General features: G+C 72.5%; 15 protein-coding genes and 2 pseudogenes. 5 read left to right on the top strand and 12 right to left on the bottom strand.

Going from position 1 to position 21,002, the window contains the following annotated elements; all coding sequences use genetic code 11:
* Positions 1 to 38: 38 nt before the first annotated feature.
* On the top strand, positions 39 to 557 hold the full coding sequence (locus tag ABZZ38_RS14995) for a thermonuclease family protein (RefSeq protein WP_356739539.1): 519 nt from the start codon (positions 39 to 41) through the stop codon (positions 555 to 557).
* Between the two features lie 6 nt (positions 558 to 563).
* Here the strand turns inward: ABZZ38_RS14995 and ABZZ38_RS15000 are convergent, their stop codons facing one another.
* The 4 genes from ABZZ38_RS15000 to ABZZ38_RS15015 all read right to left on the bottom strand — a co-directional run bounded on the left by ABZZ38_RS15000 (position 564) and on the right by ABZZ38_RS15015 (position 5,288).
* Entirely contained in the window at positions 564 to 1,052 is a 489-nt protein-coding gene (locus ABZZ38_RS15000; RefSeq protein WP_356739651.1) for a glutathione peroxidase, read from the bottom strand.
* Between the two features lie 134 nt (positions 1,053 to 1,186).
* On the bottom strand, positions 1,187 to 1,711 hold the full coding sequence (locus tag ABZZ38_RS15005; RefSeq protein WP_356739541.1) for a DUF6328 family protein: 525 nt from the start codon (positions 1,709 to 1,711) through the stop codon (positions 1,187 to 1,189).
* 124 nt (positions 1,712 to 1,835) lie between these two features.
* Positions 1,836 to 2,702, bottom strand: a complete 867-nt coding sequence (locus ABZZ38_RS15010; protein WP_356739543.1) for an acyl-CoA thioesterase II — start codon at positions 2,700 to 2,702, stop codon at positions 1,836 to 1,838.
* Positions 2,703 to 2,714: 12 nt separating this feature from the next.
* Positions 2,715 to 5,288: a DUF3516 domain-containing protein gene (locus tag ABZZ38_RS15015; protein WP_356739545.1), complete on the bottom strand. Its 2,574-nt coding sequence runs from the start codon at positions 5,286 to 5,288 to the stop codon at positions 2,715 to 2,717.
* 61 nt (positions 5,289 to 5,349) lie between these two features.
* Here ABZZ38_RS15015 and ABZZ38_RS15020 point away from each other — a divergent pair, with 61 nt between their 5' ends.
* On the top strand, positions 5,350 to 6,141 hold the full coding sequence (locus tag ABZZ38_RS15020; RefSeq protein WP_356739547.1) for a metal-dependent hydrolase: 792 nt from the start codon (positions 5,350 to 5,352) through the stop codon (positions 6,139 to 6,141).
* 514 nt (positions 6,142 to 6,655) lie between these two features.
* Positions 6,656 to 7,056, top strand: a pseudogene (locus ABZZ38_RS15025) (cytidine deaminase).
* 18 nt (positions 7,057 to 7,074) lie between these two features.
* Here ABZZ38_RS15025 and ABZZ38_RS15030 read toward each other — a convergent pair.
* The 5 genes and pseudogenes from ABZZ38_RS15030 to ABZZ38_RS15050 form a co-directional block, all read right to left on the bottom strand.
* Positions 7,075 to 8,856, bottom strand: coding sequence for an ABC transporter ATP-binding protein (locus tag ABZZ38_RS15030; protein ID WP_356739549.1), 1,782 nt, complete (start codon positions 8,854 to 8,856; stop codon positions 7,075 to 7,077).
* Positions 8,853 to 10,655, bottom strand: coding sequence for an ABC transporter ATP-binding protein (locus ABZZ38_RS15035; RefSeq protein ID WP_356739551.1), 1,803 nt, complete (start codon positions 10,653 to 10,655; stop codon positions 8,853 to 8,855). Before ABZZ38_RS15035 ends, ABZZ38_RS15030 begins: the two co-directional genes overlap by 4 nt.
* 273 nt (positions 10,656 to 10,928) lie before the next feature.
* Complete coding sequence (locus ABZZ38_RS15040) at positions 10,929 to 12,353, bottom strand: Gfo/Idh/MocA family oxidoreductase (RefSeq protein ID WP_356739553.1); 1,425 nt, start codon at positions 12,351 to 12,353, stop codon at positions 10,929 to 10,931.
* A 668-nt stretch (positions 12,354 to 13,021) separates the two neighbouring features.
* A pseudogene (locus ABZZ38_RS15045) lies at positions 13,022 to 13,353 on the bottom strand (FAD-binding protein); the annotation flags it as partial.
* Positions 13,354 to 13,412: 59 nt separating this feature from the next.
* A complete protein-coding gene (locus ABZZ38_RS15050) occupies positions 13,413 to 13,850 on the bottom strand; it encodes a MarR family transcriptional regulator (RefSeq protein WP_356739555.1) in 438 nt (145 codons plus the stop codon).
* Between the two features lie 144 nt (positions 13,851 to 13,994).
* On the opposite strand from ABZZ38_RS15050, the gene ABZZ38_RS15055 reads away from it, so the two are divergent.
* Both ABZZ38_RS15055 and mltG read left to right on the top strand, forming a co-directional pair.
* On the top strand, positions 13,995 to 15,803 hold the full coding sequence (locus ABZZ38_RS15055) for an ABC transporter ATP-binding protein (RefSeq protein WP_356739557.1): 1,809 nt from the start codon (positions 13,995 to 13,997) through the stop codon (positions 15,801 to 15,803).
* Between the two features lie 370 nt (positions 15,804 to 16,173).
* Positions 16,174 to 17,028 carry an endolytic transglycosylase MltG gene (gene mltG, locus ABZZ38_RS15060; RefSeq protein ID WP_356739559.1) on the top strand — a complete coding sequence of 285 codons (855 nt, stop codon included), beginning with the start codon at positions 16,174 to 16,176 and terminating at the stop codon, positions 17,026 to 17,028.
* Positions 17,029 to 17,070: 42 nt separating this feature from the next.
* Here the strand turns inward: mltG and ABZZ38_RS15065 are convergent, their stop codons facing one another.
* Genes ABZZ38_RS15065 through ABZZ38_RS15075 form a run of 3 tightly spaced genes read right to left on the bottom strand, consistent with a single transcriptional unit; the run spans position 17,071 to position 20,973 of the window.
* Positions 17,071 to 18,183: an NAD(P)-binding domain-containing protein gene (locus tag ABZZ38_RS15065; RefSeq protein WP_356739561.1), complete on the bottom strand. Its 1,113-nt coding sequence runs from the start codon at positions 18,181 to 18,183 to the stop codon at positions 17,071 to 17,073.
* 42 nt (positions 18,184 to 18,225) lie between these two features.
* Positions 18,226 to 19,776 (bottom strand): aldehyde dehydrogenase family protein, encoded by a 1,551-nt coding sequence (locus ABZZ38_RS15070; RefSeq protein ID WP_356739563.1) that lies wholly within the window; start codon positions 19,774 to 19,776, stop codon positions 18,226 to 18,228.
* Positions 19,777 to 19,785: 9 nt separating this feature from the next.
* Complete coding sequence (locus ABZZ38_RS15075) at positions 19,786 to 20,973, bottom strand: FAD-binding oxidoreductase (RefSeq protein WP_356739565.1); 1,188 nt, start codon at positions 20,971 to 20,973, stop codon at positions 19,786 to 19,788.
* Positions 20,974 to 21,002: the final 29 nt, after the last annotated feature.

A 21,002-nucleotide genomic window follows, 5' to 3' on the forward strand; every position in this document is an offset into this window, starting at 1 on the left:
TGGAAGCGACGGAAAACCCCGCCGAGAGGGGGCGCGACATGCACCCTTCCCCCCGCGGCCGGAGCACCGCCGTCCTGGCCTCGGCCGCCGTCGTCCTGAGCCTCACCACCATGGCCCCCACCCCCGAGCCGCCGGACAGGGGACCGCGCGGTCCGGTCGTCCTGCGCGTCATCGACGGTGACACCGTCGAGGTACGGGGCGACGGCAGGGTCATCCCCGACGGCACCGTCGCCCGCGTACGCCTGCTGGAGATCGACACACCCGAGAGGGGCGAGTGCTTCAGCCGTGAGGCCACCGCCCGGACGGCCGAACTGCTGCCCACCGGCAGCAGACTGCGCACCGAGCGCGACGTCGAGCTCAAGGACCGCTTCGACCGGTACCTGCTCTACGTGTGGAACGAGCGGGACGTCTTCGTCAACGAGTCCCTGGTCCGCAGCGGACACGCCACCAAGGTGCTCTTCGAACCCAACGACAAGTACTGGCCCACGATGAACAGGGCCGAGGCAGCCGCCCGGCGGACCGGCGCCGGCCTGTGGTCGGCGTGCCCCGCCCCGTGACGCGCGTCAGGCCGTCGGAAGCGCCGCCTCGATGGCCGCGACGAGCTCCGGCGCCTCCGGCTCCGTACGCGGACGGAAGCGGGTGACCTCACCACCGGGCGCGATCAGGAACTTCTCGAAGTTCCACTGCACGTCCCCGGCCTCGCCGTCCGCGTCCGCCACCCGCGTCAGCTCCGCGTAGAGCGGGTGCCGGCCGGCGCCGTTCACGTCCGCCTTCTCCAGCAGCGGGAACGTCACGCCGTACGTCGCCGAGCAGAACGTCGCGATCTCCTCCGCGCTGCCCGGCTCCTGTCCCGCGAACTGGTTGCACGGCACGCCGAGGACCGTGAAGCCACGGTCGGCGAACTGCTTGTGCAGCCGCTCCAGCCCCTCGTACTGCGGGGTCAGACCGCACTTGGAGGCGACGTTGACGACCAGCACCGCCTTGTCCCGGTGGCCGGCCAGGCTCGTCGGCTCACCGGACAGGGTGCGCAGCGGGATGTCGTACAGGGACATGCGGAACTCCTCATCGAAGGGGGACAACGCCACCAGGCTAGGGGGTGCCTCCTCGGACCGGGCGCGGGTCCCGATGAGGATCACGGCGAGATGGGGTCCGCCCGGGTACGGATCGCCGCGCCGTGCCGCTGCTCTCAGCCGCCGGGGGAGTAGTGGCGCCTGGCCCAGGCGGGCAGGAGGAACCACAGCGTGACGAGCCAGGTGGCGATGGCCGCGGTGAGACACAGCGCGAAGGTGTCGTCGAGGGCTATCCGCAACAGGAGCAACAGGGTCAGGGTCACGGTGGCGGCCAGCATGATGATGCCGGCCTTGGCCATGCGGGAGGCCAGGGCCACGGTCTGGGGTTTGATGTGCCGGCCGGTGACCATGCGGTGCAGGGAAACCGGGCCGATCAGCGCTCCGACCGTGGCGGCGCCGAGGGTGACCGCGGCGATGTAGAGGGCCCGGTCGGCGTCGCCGAGCGAGGTGAAGACGGGCTGGAAGACGGCGATGAGGAGCACGCCGAAGAGGATCTGCACGCCGGTCTGGGCCACCCGCAGCTCCTGGAGCAGGTCCGCCCACATCCTGTCCGCGCGTTCGTCGAGGCTCTCCTCGCGCCCGCGCCGCTGCGAGGGCAGTGCGCCGGGGACGCGGTCACGGTTCTCAGCTTGTTCTGCCATGGCCCTGGACTCCCTCGATCCGCCGGAGCCCCTCTCCCAGCATCACACGTCCGCTGGGCGGGCACGGGCCGGCGGGCCGCGCCCGCCGGGAGCCCGGCCGACCGCACCCGCCCGTTCCGTACGTCTAGTGGCGGCGGAACAGCCCTTCCTGCACCACCGACACCAGAAGCCGGCCCTCACGGTCGTAGATCCGGCCGCGTGCCAGGCCACGGCCGCCCGTGGCGATCGGGGACTCCTGGTCGTACAGGAACCACTCGTCCGTGCGGAAGGGGCGGTGGAACCACATCGCGTGGTCCAGCGACGCCATGTCGAAGCCGCGCGGCCCCCAGAGCGGTTCGACCGGAATACGGACCGCGTCCAGCAAGGTCATGTCGGACGCGTACGTCAGCGCGCACGTGTGGACCAGCGGGTCGTCGCCCAGCGGGCCCACCGCGCGCATCCACACCGCGCTGCGCGGGTCCGCATCCCTGACCTCCTCCCGGGTCCAGCGCAGCCGGTCGACGTACCGGATGTCGAACGGCTGGCGCCGCGCCATCCTCTCCAGCGCCTCCGGCAGCGCCCCCAGGTGCTCGCGGATCTCGTCCGTGACGGAGGGCAGGTCCTCCGGCGGCGGGAAGTCCAGGCGCGGCGGCAGCTGGTGCTCGAAGCCCGCCTCCTCCGGCTGGTGGAACGACGCCGTCAGATTGAAGATCGTCTTGCCCCGCTGAACCGCGGTGACCCGGCGCGTGGTGAACGACCGGCCGTCCCGCACCCGTTCGACCTGGTAGACGATCGGCAGCCCCGGGATGCCCGGCCGCAGGAAGTACGCGTGCAGCGAGTGCACCGGGCGGTCACCCTCCGTGGTGCGGCCGGCCGCGACCAGCGCCTGGCCGGCGACCTGGCCGCCGAAGACCCGCTGCAGGGACTCCTGCGGGCTCGCGCCACGGAAGATGTTGACCTCGATCCGCTCCAGGTCGAGGAGGTCGACGAGTCTCTCGGCGGGGTTGGTCATCCATCAGTCCTTTCAGAGCTGGCCGACGTCGGTGACGCGGACGATCGCGCGGCCCTCCTCGTCCGAGGCCGCCAGATCCACCTCCGCGCTGATGCCCCAGTCATGGTCGCCGTTCGGGTCGGCGAAGGTCTGCCGGACCCGCCACAGCCCGTGCCGCTCGTCCTCCTCGATGGAGAGCAGCTTCGGGCCCCGCGCGTCCGGCCCGGTACCGAGGTCCTCGTACTCCTCCCAGTACGCGTCCATCGCCTCCGCCCACGCGTCCGCGTCCCACCCGGACTCGCCGTCCAGCTCGCCCAGCTCGTGGAAGCGGTCGAGCGCGGCGAGCTCCACGCGGCGGAACATCGCGTTGCGCACGAGCACCCGGAAGGCGCGGGCGTTGGCCGTGACCGGCTTGACCTGGTCGGCCTTCTCCTGGGCCTCCTCGGCCGTCTCGACCTCCGGATTGGCCAGTTGCTCCCACTCGTCGAGCAGCGAGGAGTCCACCTGCCGCACCATCTCGCCGAGCCAGGCGATCAGGTCTTCCAGATCCTCGGTCTTCAGGTCGTCCGGGATGGTGTGGTCCAGCGCCTTGTACGCGCCCGCCAGGTAGCGCAGCACGATGCCCTCGGTGCGCGCCAGCTCGTAGAAGGACGTGAACTCCGTGAAGGACAGCGCCCGCTCGTACATGTCACGGATGACGGACTTCGGCGAGACGGGGTGGTCACCGACCCACGGGTGCGACTTCTTGTAGACGTTGTACGCGTGCCAGAGCAGCTCCTCCAGCGGCTTGGGGTACGAGATGTCCTGGAGCCGCTCCATCCGCTCCTCGTACTCGACGCCGTCGGCCTTCATCGCGCCGACCGCCTCGCCGCGCGCCTTGTTCTGCTGGGCGGCGAGGATCTGACGCGGGTCGTCCAGCGTCGACTCGACGACCGACACCATGTCGAGCGCGTACGGCGGGGACTCCGGATCCAGCAGCTCGAACGCGGCCAGAGCGAACGTCGACAGCGGCTGGTTGAGCGCGAAGTCCTGCTGGAGGTCGACGGTGAGCCGGATCGTGCGGCCCTCGGCGTCGGGCTCGTCCAGCCGCTCGACGACCCCGCCGTCCAGCAGCGAACGGTGGATCGCGATGGCGCGGCGGATGTGCCGCAGCTGGTTCCTGCGCGGCTCGTGGTTGTCCTCCAGCAGCCGGCGCATCGCCCGGAAGGCGTCGCCGGGCCGGGCGATCACCGACAGCAGCATGGTGTGCGTGACGCGGAAGCGGGAGGTCAGCGGCTCCGGCTCGGAGGCGATCAGCTTCTCGAAGGTGTTCTCGGTCCAGCCGACGAAGCCTTCCGGCGCCTTCTTGCGGACGACCTTGCGCCGCTTCTTCGGGTCGTCGCCGGCCTTCGCGAGGGCCTTCTCGTTCTCGATGACGTGCTCGGGCGCCTGTGCGACCACGAGCCCGGCGGTGTCGAAGCCCGCCCGGCCCGCCCGCCCCGCGATCTGGTGGAACTCGCGGGCCCGCAGCGTGCGCACCCGGGTGCCGTCGTACTTGGTGAGCGCCGTGAACAGCACCGTGCGGATGGGGACGTTGACCCCGACACCGAGGGTGTCCGTACCGCAGATGACCTTCAGCAGCCCCGCCTGCGCAAGCTTCTCCACCAGCCGCCGGTACTTGGGCAGCATGCCGGCGTGATGCACACCGATGCCGTGGCGCACGTACCTTGAGAGGTTCTTGCCGAACGTGGTGGTGAAGCGGAAGTTTCCGATCAGCTCGGCGATCCGGTCCTTCTCCTCACGCGAACACATGTTGATGCTCATCAGCGACTGCGCCCGCTCGACCGCCTGCGCCTGAGTGAAGTGCACGATGTAGACCGGCGCCTGCTTGGTCTCCAGCAGCTCGGTCAGCGTCTCGGTGATCGGCGTCAGCCGGTACTCGTACGACAGCGGCACCGGCCGCGTCGCCGACCGGACCACGGAGGTGGGACGGCCGGTGCGGCGCGTCAGGTCCTTCTCGAACATCGACACGTCGCCGAGCGTCGCCGACATCAGGACGAACTGCGCCTGGGGGAGCTCCAGCAGCGGGATCTGCCAGGCCCAGCCGCGGTCCGGCTCGGCGTAGAAGTGGAACTCGTCCATCACGACCTGGCCGATGTCGGCGTCCTTGCCGTCCCGCAGCGCGATCGACGCCAGTACCTCCGCCGTACAGCAGATGACGGGCGCGTCGGCGTTCACGGAGGCGTCACCGGTGAGCATGCCGACGTTCTCGGTGCCGAAGAGCTTGCACAGGTCGAAGAACTTCTCCGACACCAGCGCCTTGATCGGCGCGGTGTAGAAGGTCACCTGGTCGTTCGCGAGCGCCGTGAAGTGGGCGGCCGCCGCGACCAGCGACTTCCCGGAACCGGTGGGGGTGGAGAGGATCACGTTCGCCCCCGACACCACCTCGATCAGCGCCTCCTCCTGGGCCGGGTACAGGGTGATGCCCCGGCTCTCGGCCCATGACGAGAAGGCCTCGAAGAGGGCATCGGGGTCGGCATCCGGCGGCAGCTGATCGATAAGGGTCACGCCCCCATCTTGCCTGGCTTCCGGCCCCGAGCGGGAACCGGCCACCGGTTCGAAGATCACGGGGCGATACGCTGTCCCGTCAACTCGACGGCGACACAGCACAATGGGGCGGGGCACGTACATGATGGGACCGGCGCACTCTCTCTCCGGGGCGGCCGCCTGGCTGGGGGTGGGAGCGGCGACCGCCGCGGCGGGCCGTCCCATGCCGTGGCCGGTGCTCGTCGTCGGCGCGCTGATCTGCGCGGGCGCGGCGCTCGCCCCCGACCTCGACCACAAGTCGGCGACCATCTCCCGCGCCTTCGGCCCCATGTCGAAGGGCGTGTGCGAGGTCGTCGACAAGCTGTCGTACGCCGTATACCAGGCCACCAAGAAGCCGGCCGACCCCCGCAGGAGCGGCGGCCACCGCACCCTCACGCACACCTGGCTGTGGGCCGTCCTCACCGGCGCGGGCGCGTCGGTGCTGGCCATCACCGGCGGCCGGTGGGCGGTCCTCGCCCTGCTCTTCGTCCACCTGGTGCTCGCCGTCGAGGGGTTGCTGTGGCGGGCCGCCCGCGTGTCCAGCGACGTCCTGGTGTGGTTGCTGGGCGCCACCAGCGCGTGGATCCTCGCGGGCGTCCTGGACCAGCCCGGCAACGGCGCGAACTGGCTGTTCGAAGCCCCCGGCCAGGAGTACCTGTGGCTCGGTCTGCCGATCGTGCTCGGCGCGCTCGTCCACGACATCGGCGACGCCCTGACCGTGTCGGGCTGCCCGATCCTGTGGCCGATACCGGTCGGTCGCAAGCGGTGGTACCCGGTGGGACCGCCGGCCTTCATGCGGTTCCGGGCGGGCAGCTGGGTGGAGCTCAAGGTCCTGATGCCGATGTTCATGCTGCTGGGCGGGGTGGGCGGCGCGGCGGCGCTGAACGTGATCTAGGCCGGGTCCGCAAAGCCCCGTCTGCCCGTCGCCGCCAGGCCCGCCCTTCGGGCGGACGACGCCACTTCGAGGGCACTCTCCAGCCGAACGCCGGCCGGCCCGGGGCAGGCCGAACACGTCGGTGACGGTACCCCTACGCGGCGTAACGTGTGATCATGGTCATGTCGACGCCGTCCCAACAGGCCCGGCCCGTACGGGCCCGCGTCTCAGCCGAACCCGTACGGTCAGCAGTTCAGCAGTACCCGCACCTCCCGCCGCAGCCGTATCCGCCCCAGCAGCCCTATCCGCCGCCAGCAGCCCTACCCGCCACAGGCCCATCCCGGCGGGCCCCACCCGGGCCGGGCCCCATGAGGACAACCGCCGATGGGGCCGCCGCCTATGGGACCGCCCCCGCGCAAGAGCCGGACCGGGGTGACCCTCGCCCTCGTGGCGGGCTCCAGCACGCTCGTCGGCTGAGCCCCCGGAGCCCTGGAGGTCAACAGAGCCCCGCCCGGTACGCGAAGGAGTACGGAAGGTGACCGCACCACCCCCGGACGTCGATCACGACCTCGTGGCCGCCGCGGCCCGGCTCGCCCGGACCCGCTGCCACGGTGACAACCACACGATGGCCGCCGCGGCCCGCGCCCGGGACGGCCGCGTCTTCACCGCGCTGAACGTTTACCACTTCACGGCGGCCCCTGCGCCGAGCTGGTCGTCATCGGCGCGGCAGCCGCCCAGGGCGCGTACGACCTGGCGACCGTCGTCGCCGTGGGCGACGGCGAGCGCGGTGTCGTCCCCCCGTGCGGTCGCTGCCGTCAGGTCCTGTACGACTACTTCCCGGCGCTCGACGTGATCGTCGGTGACGGGGACCGCCTGCGCACGGTCCCCCTCACCGACCTGCTGCCCGAGAGCTACGTCTGGGCCGACCACCGGTGACCTCGCCGGGGACAGGCCCTATCCGTGCCACGAGCGCCACAGCGCCGCGTACGCGCCGTCCGCCGCCACCAGTGCGTCGTGGCTGCCCAGCTCGCTGATCCGGCCGTCCTCCACGACCGCGATCACATCGGCGTCGTGCGCGGTGTGCAGGCGGTGCGCGATGGCGACCACCGTGCGCCCGTCCAGCACCCGCGCCAGTGACCGCTCCAGATGGCGGGCCGCCCGCGGGTCCAGCAGCGACGTGGCCTCGTCCAGGACCAGGGTGTGCGGGTCGGCCAGCACCAGCCGGGCCAGCGCGACCTGCTGGGCCTGCGCCGGGGTGAGCGCCGCCCCGCCGGAGCCGACCTCCGTGTCCAGGCCGTCGTCCAGGGCCCGCGCCCACGTGTCCGCGTCGACCGCGCCCAGCGCCGCCCACAGCTCCCCGTCCCCGGCACCCGGCCGCGCGAGGAGCAGGTTGTCGCGCAGCGTGCCGACGAAGACGTGGTGCTCCTGGTTGACCAGCGCCACGTGCTCACGCACCCGTTCGGCGGGCATGTCGGACAGCTCGGCCCCGCCCAGCGTGATCCGCCCCACGCGCGGGGCGTAGATCCCCGCGAGCAGCCGTCCCAGCGTCGACTTGCCCGCGCCCGACGGGCCGACCAGCGCGAGCCGTGTGCCCGGCGCGATGTCCAGCGACACCCGGTGCAGTACGTCGACGCCCTCGCGGTATCCGAAACGCACCTCCTCCGCCCGCACCTCGCGCCCACCGGGCCGCACCGTCGGGTCACCGGCGTCCGGCTCGATCTCACGCACCCCGACGAGCCGCGCCAGCGACACCTGCGCGATCTGGAGCTCGTCGTACCAGCGCAGGATGATCCCGACCGGCTCCACCAGCATCTGCGCCAGCAGCGCGCCCGTCGTCAGCTGACCCACGTCCAGCCAGCCGCGCAGCACGAAGAAGCCACCGATCAGCAGCACCGCGGTGAGGACCGTGACGTGGGTGAGGCTGATGACCGGGAAGAGCACCGAGCGCAGGAAGAGCGTGTACCGCTCCCACGCCGTCCACTCCTTGATCCGCCGGTCGGACAGCGCGATCCGCCGCGCGCCCAGCCGGTGCGCCTCGATCGTGCGGCCCGCGTCGACCGTCTCGGCGAGCACCCCGGCGACCGCCCCGTACCCGGCCGACTCCGAGCGGTACGCCGACGGGGCCCGCCTGAAGTACCAGCGGCAGCCGACGATCAGCAGCGGCGCCGCGACCAGGATCGCGAGCGCCAGCGGCGGCGCGGTCACCGTCAGCCCGCCGATCAGCAGGGCCGCCCACACCACGCCGACGGCGAGCTGCGGCACCGCCTCGCGCATGGCGTTCGCCAGCCGGTCGACGTCGGTGGTGATACGGGACAGCAGGTCGCCGGTCCCCGCGCGCTCCAGCACGCCGGGCGGCAGCCGCACGGACCGTACGAGGAAGTCCTCGCGCAGGTCGGCCAGCATCTCCTCGCCGAGCATCGCGCCGCGCAGCCGCACCAGCCGTACGAACGCCGTCTGCACGGCCAGCGCGACCACGAACACACCGACGGTGAACGGCAGATGGAGGTCTCGCCCCCCGCCCGCCAGCCGGTCGACCAGCGAACCGAGCAGATACGGGCCGGCCATCGACGCGATCACCGCGACCGAGTTGACGGTGACGAGCACCGCGAGCGCCGTGCGGTGGCGGCGCAGCAGCTCGGCCACGTACGCGCGTACCGTCGCGGCGCTGCCCACGGGCAGCGTCGTCGCCGTCCGCGGGGCCGCCGGGTCGTACTCCGGTGGCGCCATGCCGATCATGCCGACTCCTCGATGTCCACGAGTTCCTCCAGCTCGTCCGCCCGTGCCGGTACGGCGAGTTCGTCCTCCGTCTCGCGGGTGACCACCGCCCGGTACCGCGGCTCGGTGCGCAGCAGCTCGCGGTGCGTGCCCACGGCGACCGCCGCGCCCCCGTGCACCAGCACCACCCGGTCCGCCCGGTCCAGCAGCAGCGGCGACGAGGCGAACACGACGGTCGTCCGCCCCGCGCGCAGCCGCGCGACGCCCGCCGCGACCCGCGCCTCGGTGTGCGAGTCCACCGCCGACGTCGGCTCGTCCAGCACCAGCACGTCCGGGTCGGCGACCAGGGAACGGGCCAGGGCGAGCCGCTGGCGCTGCCCGCCCGAGAGCGACCGGCCGCGCTCGGTGATCCGGGTGCGCATCGGGTCGCGGTCGGCGTCCACCGACGCCTGGGCGAGCGCGTCCAGCACGTCGCCGCACCGCGCCGCCTCCAGGGCGTCCCCGGCCCGCACGGCACCGGACGACGGAACGTCCAGCAGCTCCCGCAGGGTGCCGGACAGCAGCACCGGGTCCTTGTCCTGTACGAGGACGGCACGCCGCGCCTCGTCGAGCGGCAGCTCGTCCAGGGGCACGCCGCCGAGCAGCACGGACGCGTGCCCGTCACCCTCGTCGGCCGGGTGCCCGCCGAGGCGTTCGGCCAGCCGCCCGGCGGCGTCCGGGTCGCCGCACACTACGGCGGTGAACTGCCCGGCCGGGGCGCGCAGCCCGGTCACCGGGTCGTACAGATCGCCGTCGGGCCGCTCGTGCGCCACGGTGGTCGTCGTCGTACGGGTCAGCGACAGCACGCGCGCCGCGCGCTTGGCGGAGGGCCGCGAGAAGGAGAAGGCCATGGCCACCTCCTCGAACGTGCGCAGAGGGTAGTGCGTGAGGGTCACCGCGCTGTAGACGGTGACCAGTTCGCCGACCGTGATCCGCCCGTCGAGGGCCAGTTTCGCCCCGTACAGCACCACACCGATCAGCAGCAGCCCCGGCAGCAGCACCTGGATCGCCGCGATCAGCGCCCACATGCGGGCGCTGCGCACGGCGGCCTCGCGCACCCGCTGGGAGGCCTCGCGGTAACGGCCGAGGAACAGCTCCTCGCCGCCGATACCGCGCAGCACCCGCAGCCCGGCGACCGTGTCGGAGGCCAACTCGGTGGCGCGGCCCGCCCTCTCGCGCTGGATGTCGGCGCGCCGGGTGGCGCGGGGCAGCAGCGGCAGGACGGCCAGCGCCAGCACCGGGACGCCGACGGCGACGACCACACCGAGCGCCGGCTGGTAGAGCACCAGGCCGACGCAGACCGCGACCAGCGTGAGGGCCGAGGCGCCGAACCGCGACAGCACCTCGACGAACCAGCCGATCCGCTCCACGTCACCGGTGGAGACGGCGACGACCTCGCCCGCGGCGACCCGCCGGGTCAGCAGCGAGCCGAGCTCGGCGGTCCTGCGGGCAAGCAACTGCTGCACGCGCGCCGCTGCGGTGATCCAGTTGGTGACGGCGGTGCGGTGCAGCATGGTGTCGCCCACCGTGATCGCCGCCCCGAGCAGCGCCATCAGCGCGCCGGCCCACGCCAGGCGCGAGGCGGAGCCGTCCACGACGGCCTGCACCGCGAAGCCCACGCCCAGGGGGAGTCCGGCGATGCCGAGCTGGTGCACCAGCCCCCAGCCGAGGGACTTGAACTGGCCGCCCAGCTGGTTGCGGCCCAGCCAGATCAGGAAACGCGTGCCCGACCTCACGTCGGGATCACCTGGATCGGCGTACGGAAGATGGTGAATCTGCATGACGTCCCAGGGATTTCATCGACGGGAGGAAAGGAAAACCGTGCAAGGTTCACCTTCCGGGCCTGCCGTCGGCAATCGATTTTTCGGCAGGGCGGACAGAACAGGCCAAGGTTCACGGGCCGCTCTGGCGCCGGGCGGGGCCGCGGGTTTCACTCACGTCGCATGAGACAACGGAAAGTCATGAGCATGCTCAGCGGTGCGGTGCTGAGGCCCTGACTCCCGGCCGCCGGGGTGCGGGGCCCGGTGCGTCATCGGCACCGGGCCCCGCCTCGCTCACCGCGGCCTGACGGAATCCACCCCCGACCGGGGCTTCCTCCACTCGCCGCGCGTGAAGTCCGGGATCGGCTGCGGCGCGCCCTTCGCCTTGATCGACGCGTGGCTCAGCGGCACCGGCGCCGTCCACGTCGCCGCGTCGTACACATCGAAGTCCGGGACCAGACCGAGCCTCATGCACTGCGTCAGCCGGAACACCATGAGGTAGTCCATGCCGCCGTGCCCACCGGGCGGATTGGCGTGCTCCTTCCACAGCCAGTGGTCGAACTCCGCCGCGTACGCGGAGAAGTCGCCCCACTGGTGACCCTTGTGGTCCGGCTCGACGTAGATCCGGGCCGGGTAGTCCTCGAAGACCCCTTTCGTACCGCCCAGGCTGTTGATCCGGCTGTACGGATGCGGCGTCGACACGTCGTGCTCCAGCCGGATCACCCGGCCCTTCGCCGTCCGGATCATGCTGATCGCGCGGTCGCTCCCGATGTACGTCTCCTTCCAGCTCGGGTCGCCGGGCGGCACGTGCGCCTCCCGGTACTCGGCCAGACCGAGCGCCGGCGTACCGAAGCTGCTGATGGAGACGGCCCGGTCACCCCGGTTCACGTCCATGTAGTTGGCCACCGGGCCGAACCCGTGGTTCGGGTACAGATCGCCGCGCAACCGGGTGTGCCACAGCCGCCGCCAGGGCCCCTCGTAATACGTCGGCGAGAACATCAGCTCCCGCAGGTCATGGTTGTAGGCGCCCGCGCCGTGCAGCAACTCACCGAACTTCCCGGCGTGCGCCATACGCAGCACCCGCATCTCGTTCCTGCCGTAACAGCAGTTCTCCAGCTGCATGCAGTGGCGGCGGGTCCGCTCCGAGAGGTCGACCAGCGCCCACAGCTCGTCCAGGCGCATCGCGATCGGGCACTCCACGCCGACGTGCTTGCCGTTCAGCATCGCCGTCCTCGCCATCTCGAAGTGGGAGTCCCACGGAGTCGCCACATAGACGAAGTCGACGTCACCGCGCTCACAGAGCTTGGCGTAATCCTCCTCGCCGTTGGTGTAGACGGCCGGGGACGGCTGCCCCGCCCTCACCACCTTGGCGGCGGCCGACTCCGCCTTCGCCCGGACCGGATCGCAGACGGCCATCACGCGGACGCCCGGCAGGGCGAGGAACAGGTCGATCATGCTGCCGCCGCGGTTGCCGAGACCGACGATCCCGACGCGTACGGTGGAGCGCCGCTCGAAGGGCACCCCCGCCATGGTGGCGCCCTGTCGCACGGGCGCCGCCGTTTGTGCCGGCTCCGCCTGGACGCCCGCGCCGTCGGTCGCGGCGACGGCGGCGGCCGGCGCGCCGAGCCCCAGACCGGCGGCGCCCGCCACACCGGCCGTCGTCCGCAGGACCGAGCGGCGGCTCGGTGCGTCCTGGTTCCCGGGTACTGCGTCGTTCATCGAACCTCCCGTGCGTCACGTGCGTGGCTGGTTCATGAATCCCGGGAAGGACCCTGGCCGTTGGGGTGACGGCACGCAAGAGCGCCGTTTGGACTCTTGTGGCGAACACATGGACAAAGTTCCGCACCCCCGGCGGGCGCCACGGCCCGGACGACGCCCGCCGCGGACCGGTCGCCCTGCACACCCCGCCTCCGGACCGGTCGACCGGGATGCCCTCACGTACTGGCGGGACTGACGGCCCGACACGATGGGCGCGGCGAACGGCCTGACCGCGGCGGACCCGCGGCGCCACGTCTCCACGCGGGGCCACGTCCTGACCGCCGGTGACCTGATGACGACCCTCGCCGTCGAGGCCACCATCCACCACCTCGACCTCATCGCGGGGCCGCCGGACGCGCGCCCGGCCCGTCGGCGGCCGGGCTCTCCTCCGTGCGTGCCACGCTCGACCGTCTGCCGGGCCGGAGCGTGCCGGTGGCGTGGGGCCACGAGCACTACGCCCGGGCCGCCACCGGCCGCGTACCCCGACGGAGTCCGAACAGCGCCTGCTGGGGGGCGACGCCGCCCGCTTCCCCCTGTTCGGCCAGCCGGCCCGGCGCCCTCTCACGGCCGGGTGGCGCGCTCCGGTTCCAGCAGCGCCGAGTGGTAGCGGCGCCCCGTCGCACGGTCACGCCCTGCGCCTGCCCGTTGAGGCTCGTCCCGGCCGCCCGGAAGACGACCTCGCGGCCCTTCCCGCGCGCGTACGACAGGATGGCCGAGACGTCGTCGATGTCCTCGGGGACCACGACCACCTGCGGGACGAAGCGGTACGGGCTCGCGTCCGACGCGTACCTGATCAGGTCGGACACCCGCCACAGCACCTTGCGGGGCCCAGGAGCGCGCCCAGCTCGTCGCGCAGCCGCCCCGGGGATCCCTCCGCCAGCAGGTCGGGCGCCCGGTCGAGGGACGGCCGGCGCCGCGCGCCGGGGCGCAGTCCGTCCGGGGTCGGCTCCAGCAGCGGCATGGTGGTCCCTTGGGCGTCGGGCCCTCGCCCGGCGGCCGCGCTCCGGTACGGGACTCGGTTCAGCTCACGTCGTCGACCAGCGCGGACAGCAGGCCGCCGAGCACCTCGCGCTGTTCGGCGGTCAATGGGGCCAGGATGTCCTCCGCGGCGGCCCGGCGCGCGTCGCGCAGCCGCCGCAGCGTGTCGCGGCCGGTGTCGGTCAGCTCGATCCGTATCACCCGGCGGTTGTCCGGGTCGGGGACGCGGCGGACCCGGTGGCTCGCCTCCAGGCCGTCGACGAGGCTCGTCACGGCCCGGGGGACGACTTCCAGCCGCGCGGCGAGATCGGCCATCCGGGGCGGCCGGTCGTAATGCGCGACGATCCGCAGCAGCCGGGACTGGGCGGGCGTGATGGCGACGCCGGCCGACGCGAGCTGCCGCTGCTGACTGCGGTGGAGCCGGCGGGTCAGGCGCAGCAGCTGCTCGGCGAGCAGACCGTCGGCGTCGGGGGAGTTCATGGCGGAGAGGATATCAGGACCACGCTCACTGTGAGCACAGGTAACAATGAGCTATCCTCTCAAAGGCCTTATCGTTGACTTCCGAGCCCCACCGTCCGAGCCTTCACGACTCCCCGCGCCCACCGCGCGCGCCTGAAGGAGCCCATGCGCATCCACGCCGAGTCCTCATGGACGCCACCGCCACCCGATCCGGAGCAGCCGCCGGCCGAGATCCGGCGCATCCTCCGGCTCTTCCGCCCCTACCGCGGCCGGCTCGCCGTCGTCGGGCTGCTCGTCGCCGCCTCGTCGCTGGTCTCGGTCGCCTCGCCGTTCCTGCTGCGTGAGGTCCTCGACACCGCGATCCCGCAGGGCCGCACGGGGCTGCTCACACTGCTCGCCCTCGGCATGATCCTCACCGCCGTGGTGAACAGCGTCTTCAACGTGCTCCAGACCCTGATCTCCACGACGGTCGGCCAGCGCGTCATGCACGACCTGCGGACCGCCGTCTACGCCCAGCTGCAGCGCATGCCGCTCGCCTTCTTCACGCGCACGCGCACCGGCGAGGTGCAGTCCCGGATCGCCAACGACATCGGCGGCATGCAGGCCACCGTGACGTCCACCGCCACCTCCCTCGTCTCCAACCTCACCGCCGTGATCGCCACGGTCGTCGCGATGCTCGCGCTGGACTGGCGGCTGACCTGCGTCTCCCTGCTCCTGCTTCCGCTGTTCGTGTGGATCAGCCGCCGCGTCGGCCGCGAGCGCAAGACGATCACCACCCAGCGTCAGAAGCAGATGGCCGCGATGGCCGCCACCGTGACCGAGTCGCTCTCGGTCAGCGGCATCCTGCTCGGCCGCACCATGGGCCGGGCGGACTCGCTCACCAAGGCCTTCGCCGCCGAGTCCGAGCGGCTCGTCGACCTCGAAGTGCGCTCCTCGATGGCCGGACGGTGGCGGATGTCCACCATCGGCATCGTCATGGCCGCCATGCCCGCGCTGATCTACTGGGCCGCCGGGCTCGCCCTCCAGGCCGGCGGGGCGACCATCTCGATCGGCACGCTCGTCGCCTTCGTCTCGCTCCAGCAGGGCCTGTTCCGGCCGACCGTCAGCCTGCTGTCCACCGGGGTGGAGATCCAGACCTCACTCGCGCTCTTCCAGCGGATCTTCGAGTACCTGGACCTGCCCGTGGACATCACCGAGCCCGAGAAGCCGGTGCGCCTGGACGGGATCCGCGGCGAGGTGCGCTTCGAGGACGTCCGCTTCCAGTACGACGAGAAGAGCGGCGAGACCCTCAGCGGGATCGACATCACCGTCCCGGCGGGCGGCAAGCTGGCCGTCGTGGGCTCCACCGGCTCCGGCAAGTCCACCCTCAGCTACCTGGTGCCCAGGCTGTACGACGTCACGGGCGGCCGGGTGACCCTCGACGGCGTCGACGTGCGCGACCTGGACTTCGACAGCCTCACCCGGGCCGTCGGAGTGGTCTCCCAGGAGACGTACCTCTTCCACGCCTCCGTCGCCGACAACCTGCGGTTCGCCCGCCCCGAGGCCACGGATGAGGAGATCGAGGGAGCCGCGCGAGCGGCCCAGATCCACGACCACATCGCCTCCCTGCCCGACGGGTACGACACCCTCGTCGGCGAGCGCGGGTACCGCTTCTCCGGTGGGGAGAAGCAACGCCTGGCCCTCGCCCGCACCATCCTGCGCGACCCGCCCGTCCTCATCCTCGACGAGGCGACCAGCGCCCTCGACACGCGCACGGAACACGCGGTGCAGCAGGCCATCGACGCGCTCTCCGCCGGCCGCACCACGATCACGATCGCGCACCGGCTCTCCACGATCCGGGACGCCGACGAGATCGTCGTCCTGGACGCGGGTCGCATCGCGGAGCGCGGCACCCACGAGCAGCTGCTGGAACGGGACGGCCGCTACGCCGCCCTCGTCCACGGCGACGCGGAACTCACCCCCTCCGCGTCCTGAGCCACCAAAGGCGAGCGCCGCCGCTTCCGTGGGACGGGGAAGCGACGGCGCCCGAGTGGAACCGGTGTCAGACGAGCCAGCCGACGAAGTGGAAGAAGCCGGCGAGCAGGTCGGTGATCAGGTTCATGGGGATGGTTCTCCTTGTGCTTCGTGCATGTGTGGGACGACGCAACCGAGGTCTGCAGCCCGTCGCTTGCGCACCGTAAGCATCATGCGACGCACGGGAGTTGGGCGGGGAAACCCGATGCGATCACACGTTCCGGCGAACATCCGATCCCCTGTTCGTGTGTTCTGGGCCGATGTGGTGGTCGACGTGTCGACGGGCCGTCAGGTACCCGATGCGGCAGGCCGCGCGGGTTAGCGTGCGCCCATGGTGAACGAGTCCCCGCAGGGCACCCCCCGGCGCCGGCCCCGGATGACCCGCCGCGGCAAGCTGTCCCTGGCCGCAGGCCTGGTCGTCGTCGTGGCCGCCGCCGTACTCGTGCCGCTCCTGCTGCTCAGGGAGACGCCCGCCCCGCCGCCCCCGGAGAAGCCGACGATGCTGCTCATCCCGGAAGGCTGGCGGGCCACCCAGGTCTACGAGGCGGCCGACAAGGCGCTCAAGGTGCCGTCGGGCACCACCCGGCAGATCGCCGAGGGCGGAAAGCTGAAGCTGCCGCCCGACGCCCAGGGCAACCCCGAAGGGTTCCTGTTCCCCGCCACCTACCCGGTCTACAAGAAGACCACCCCCCGCGGCCTGCTCGACTACATGGTGAGGACCGCCCACGAGCGGTTCGGCGCGGACCGGATCAGCGCGGGCGCGCAGCGCAACGGCGTGAACCTCTACCAGACCGTGACCATCGCCAGTATCGTGCAGGCCGAGGCCGACACCGTGGCGGACATGGGCAAGGTGGCCCGCGTGATCTACAACCGGCTGGCTCAGGGCATGGCACTCCAGATGGACTCGACCCTCAACTACGCCCTCGGCCGCTCCACGCTCGACACCTCGCACGCCGACACCAGGACGGAGAGCCCGTACAACACCTACAACCGCCAGGGCCTGCCGCCCAGCCCGATCGACAACCCCGGCGAGCAGGCCATGGCCGCCGCCGTCGAGCCGCCGCCGGGGGACTGGCTGTACTTCGTCACCGTCCGCCCCGGTGACACCCGCTTCACCGCCAGCTACGCGGAGCACCAGCAGAACGTGCGGGAGTTCAACGAGACCCGCAGCAGCGCGGTGAGCTGACGGCCCGGCGCGGGAGCGCGGCGAGCCGCCCACCCGCGCCCCTCACCCGGCGGACGCGTCCACGGGGACGCGCTCCAGCAGCCGCCGGATGTCCCGCACCGCGGCCCGGCCGGCCCGGTTGGCGCCGATGGTCGAGGCGGACGGCCCGTACCCGACCAGATGGACCCGCTCGTCCCGGACCGCTCGGGTGCCCTCCACCCGGATCCCGCCGCCCGGCTCGCGCAGCCGCAGCGGCGCGAGGTGGTCGATGGCGGCCCGGAAGCCGGTCGCCCACAGGATCACGTCCGCCTCGACCGTCCGCCCGGTGTCCCAGGCCACCCCGGTCGGGGTGATCCGGTCGAACATCGGCAACCGGTCCAGGACGCCGAGCTCCCGGGCCCGCCGGATCGTGTCGTTCAGCGGAAGCCCGGTCACGCTGACCACGCTCTGCGGCGGCAGCCCCCGCCGTACGCGGTCCTCCACCAGGGCGACCGCCGCCCGGCCCTCCGCCTCACCGAACGGCCCCTCGCGCCAGACGGGCTCCCTGCGCGTCACCCACGTGGTCTCCGCCGCCACCTCCGCGATCTCCATCAGGTGCTGGGTGCCGGATGCCCCACCACCGACCACGATCACCCGCTGCCCGGCGAACTCCTCCGGACCCGGATAGTCCACGGTGTGCAGCTGCCGGCCCCGGAAGGTCTCCTGGCCCGGGTATCGCGGCCAGAACGGCCGGTCCCAGGTGCCGGTCGCGTTGATCAGGGCACGCGTCGCGTACGCCGTCCCCTGCCCGGTCTCCACCAGCAGCCGGCCCTCCTCGCCGTCCCGTACGGCCGTCACATCGACCGGCCGGCGCACCCGCAGGCCGAACGTCTCCTCGTACCGCGCGAAGTAGCCGGCGATCACCTCCGACGACGGACGGCTCTCGTCGGCCCCGGTCAGCTCCATGCCGGGCAGCGCGTGCATCCCGTGGACCTTGCCGTACGTGAGCGAGGGCCACCGGAACTGCCACGCGCCGCCCGGCCGCGGCGCGTGGTCGAGGACGACGAAATCCCGGTCCGGCTCCAGTCCGCCGCGCCGCAGGTGGTACGCGGCCGACAGCCCCGCCTGCCCGGCCCCGACGACCACCACGTCCACATCCCGTACCAGGACGTCGTCTCGTACCCGGAAATCGTTCACGTTTCTACCAACCGGGGCGGGTGCGCGGATCTTCCCGGCCGCCTACAGGAAGTGCACACCCTGGGCGAGCGGCAGGTCGTCCCCGTGGTTCACCGTGTTCGTCGCCCGCCGCATGTACGCGCGCCACGCGTCCGAGCCCGACTCCCGGCCGCCCCCGGTCTCCTTCTCACCGCCGAACGCCCCGCCGATCTCGGCGCCCGACGTGCCGATGTTGACGTTCGCGATCCCGCAGTCGGAGCCGTCGACGGCCAGGAACCGCTCCGCCTCCCGCTGGTCCCGCGTGAAAATGCTGGACGACAGTCCCTGGGGGACCCCGTTGTGCAGCGCGATGGCCTCGTCCAGGGTGCGGTAGGTGAGCACGTACAGGATCGGCGCGAAGGTCTCCCGCCGTACGACACCGGTCTGCGCGGGCATCCGCACGACCGCCGGCCGCACATAGGCCGCGTCCGCCGCCACGTCGGCCGCCACCCGCTCCCCGCCCGTCAGCACCTTGCCGCCGTCCGCCCGCGCCTCCTCCAGCGCCTCGCCCATCGCCCGCAGCGCCCGCCCGTCGATCAGCGGCCCGACCAGCGTGGCCGCGTCGAACGGATCACCCACCGGCAGCTGCCCGTACGCGTGGACGACCTTCTCCACGAGCCGGTCCGCGACATCCTGGTGCGCGATCAGCCGGCGCAGCGTCGTACACCGCTGCCCCGCCGTGCCCGCCGCCGAGAAGACGATGCCCCGCACCGCCAGGTCGAGGTCGGCGGACGGGGTGACCACGGCCGCGTTGTTGCCACCCAGCTCCAGCAGACAGCGCCCGAACCGGGCGGCCACCCGGGGCGCGACCTCCCGTCCCATCCGCACCGACCCGGTCGCGCTGACCAGCGCCACCCGCGGATCGTCCACGAGCCGCTCCCCGGTCTCACGCCCGCCGACGACCAGCCGGTGCACGCCGGCCGGAGCACCCGCCCCGGCGGCGGCCCGCGCCAGCAGCGCGTCGCACGCCAGCGCGGTGAGCGGGGTCAGCTCGGACGGCTTCCACACCACCGTGTCCCCGCACACCAGCGCGACGGCGGTGTTCCACGCCCAGACCGCCACGGGGAAGTTGAACGCCGAGATCACCCCGACCACGCCCAGCGGGTGCCACGTCTCGGCAAGCCGGTGACCGGGCCGTTCGGACGCCATCGTGCGTCCGTACAACTGACGCGAGAGGCCGACCGCGAAGTCGCAGATGTCGATCATCTCCTGTACCTCACCGAGGGCCTCCGAGCGGATCTTGCCCACCTCGATGGTGACCAGCTCCGCGAGGTCCTCCTTGTGCACCGTCAGCAGCTCGCCCAGCCGCTTGACCAGCGCGCCCCGCACGGGCGCCGGGACCGCACGCCACGTCCGGAACGCCTCGGCGGCGGCCCCGACCGCCGCGTCGACGCCCTCCACCGACGCGGCGGGCAGCGAGCACAGCACACCGCCGGTCACCGGCGTGCGCGCGACGACGCCACCCCCGTCACCGGGCGGCTCGGCGCCGCAGCGCCGCAGCGCGGCCTCGGCGCGGGCACGCAGCTCGTCGGTGGTGGGGGGCGCGGAGAAGGCGGGGAGCGCGGAGAAGGTCATACGGTCTCCTCAGATGATGTGCGCCTCCGGGCGGACGCCGGAAGCGGTGCCGTCGAACCGGTCGGCGGCGAGCGGGCCGACGTCGATGGACGGCGCCCTGCCCAGGTACAGGTCCCGCACCACCTCGCCGACGGCCGGAGCCTGCAGGAAGCCGTGCCCGGAGAAGCCCGTCGCGTACAGGAACCGGCTCACGGCGGGCGCCTCACCGATCAGCGCGTTGCCGTCGGGGGTCATCTCGTACAGGCCCGCCCAGCCGCCGCGCACCGGAAGCCCCGCCAGGGCGGGGGCGCGCCGGCCCGCCGCCTCGCGGAACAGGTCGAGCCACTCCTCGCTGAACTCCCGCCCGAAGCCCGGCTCCTGGCGGGGATCGGACAGACCGAGGACGAGCCCGTCGGCGCCGTCGTTGTGGAAGTACAGGGTGGAGCCGTAGTCGAGGGTGAACGGCACGCGCGCCGGAGGCGGGTCCAGCGGGCCGGTCAGGGCGATCTGCCGGCGCAGCGGGGTGACGGGCAGAGCGACCCCCGCCATCGCCCCCACCGCCGCCGACCACGCGCCGGCCGCGCAGATCACCGCCCCCGTGCGTACCGTCCCCGCCGCCGTGCGCACCGCGCGGACCTCCCCGCCCGACGTCTCGATCGCCGAGACGGCACACCGGCTCCGTACGGTCACGCCGAGCGCGGTGGCGGCCCGCAGGTAACCGCTCACGGCGGCGCCGGGCAACGCGTGCCCGTCGGCGGGGGAGTGGGCGGCGGCCACGAACGACGACGGATCGACGTACGGGCAGAGCGCCTGCGCCTCGCGCGGGGTCAGCAGTCGGCTCGGCACCCCGAACGCGTGCTGCACCGCCATCCCCTGACGGAACGTCTCCACCTCCTCGTCATCGCCGAGGAGGAACAGGTACCCGACGCGCTCCAGCCCCACATCCGCGCCCGGCCGCTCCCCGAACGCCCGCCACGCCTCCAGACTGCGCTGCCCCAGCCGTACGTTCACCGGATCCGAGAACTGCGCGCGCACCCCGCCGATCGGTTTCCCGGACGACCCGGACGCGGGCGTGTCCCGCTCCAGCAGCACGACCCGCCCGGCATCCGCCTCCGCGAGATGGAACGCGATGCTCGCCCCGATGACCCCGCCGCCGATGACCACGACATCGGCCGACCCGGGCAGGGGTTCCCCGCCTGACGCAGTGTCGATCGCCATTCCCCCATCGTGCGTCCGACGACTCGCCA

It is taken from the genome of Streptomyces sp. NPDC006368, from assembly GCF_040612535.1.
Classification (GTDB): Bacteria; Actinomycetota; Actinomycetes; order Streptomycetales; family Streptomycetaceae; genus Streptomyces.

What these genes read in the sequence shown, in the direction of transcription:
- ABZZ38_RS14995 (WP_356739539.1), top strand. Translation starts at nt 39, where the DNA reads ATGCACCCTTCCCCCCGCGGCCGGAGCACCGCCGTCCTGGCCTCGGCC.
- ABZZ38_RS15010 (WP_356739543.1), bottom strand. Translation starts at nt 2,702, where the DNA reads ATGACCAACCCCGCCGAGAGACTCGTCGACCTCCTCGACCTGGAGCGG.
- ABZZ38_RS15030 (WP_356739549.1), bottom strand. Translation starts at nt 8,856, where the DNA reads ATGATCGGCATGGCGCCACCGGAGTACGACCCGGCGGCCCCGCGGACG.
- ABZZ38_RS15020 (WP_356739547.1), top strand. Translation starts at nt 5,350, where the DNA reads ATGATGGGACCGGCGCACTCTCTCTCCGGGGCGGCCGCCTGGCTGGGG.
- ABZZ38_RS15070 (WP_356739563.1), bottom strand. Translation starts at nt 19,776, where the DNA reads ATGACCTTCTCCGCGCTCCCCGCCTTCTCCGCGCCCCCCACCACCGAC.
- ABZZ38_RS15050 (WP_356739555.1), bottom strand. Translation starts at nt 13,850, where the DNA reads ATGAACTCCCCCGACGCCGACGGTCTGCTCGCCGAGCAGCTGCTGCGC.
- ABZZ38_RS15040 (WP_356739553.1), bottom strand. Translation starts at nt 12,353, where the DNA reads ATGAACGACGCAGTACCCGGGAACCAGGACGCACCGAGCCGCCGCTCG.
- ABZZ38_RS15075 (WP_356739565.1), bottom strand. Translation starts at nt 20,973, where the DNA reads ATGGCGATCGACACTGCGTCAGGCGGGGAACCCCTGCCCGGGTCGGCC.
- ABZZ38_RS15035 (WP_356739551.1), bottom strand. Translation starts at nt 10,655, where the DNA reads ATGCAGATTCACCATCTTCCGTACGCCGATCCAGGTGATCCCGACGTG.
- ABZZ38_RS15005 (WP_356739541.1), bottom strand. Translation starts at nt 1,711, where the DNA reads ATGGCAGAACAAGCTGAGAACCGTGACCGCGTCCCCGGCGCACTGCCC.
- ABZZ38_RS15055 (WP_356739557.1), top strand. Translation starts at nt 13,995, where the DNA reads ATGCGCATCCACGCCGAGTCCTCATGGACGCCACCGCCACCCGATCCG.
- ABZZ38_RS15000 (WP_356739651.1), bottom strand. Translation starts at nt 1,052, where the DNA reads ATGTCCCTGTACGACATCCCGCTGCGCACCCTGTCCGGTGAGCCGACG.
- mltG (WP_356739559.1), top strand. Translation starts at nt 16,174, where the DNA reads ATGGTGAACGAGTCCCCGCAGGGCACCCCCCGGCGCCGGCCCCGGATG.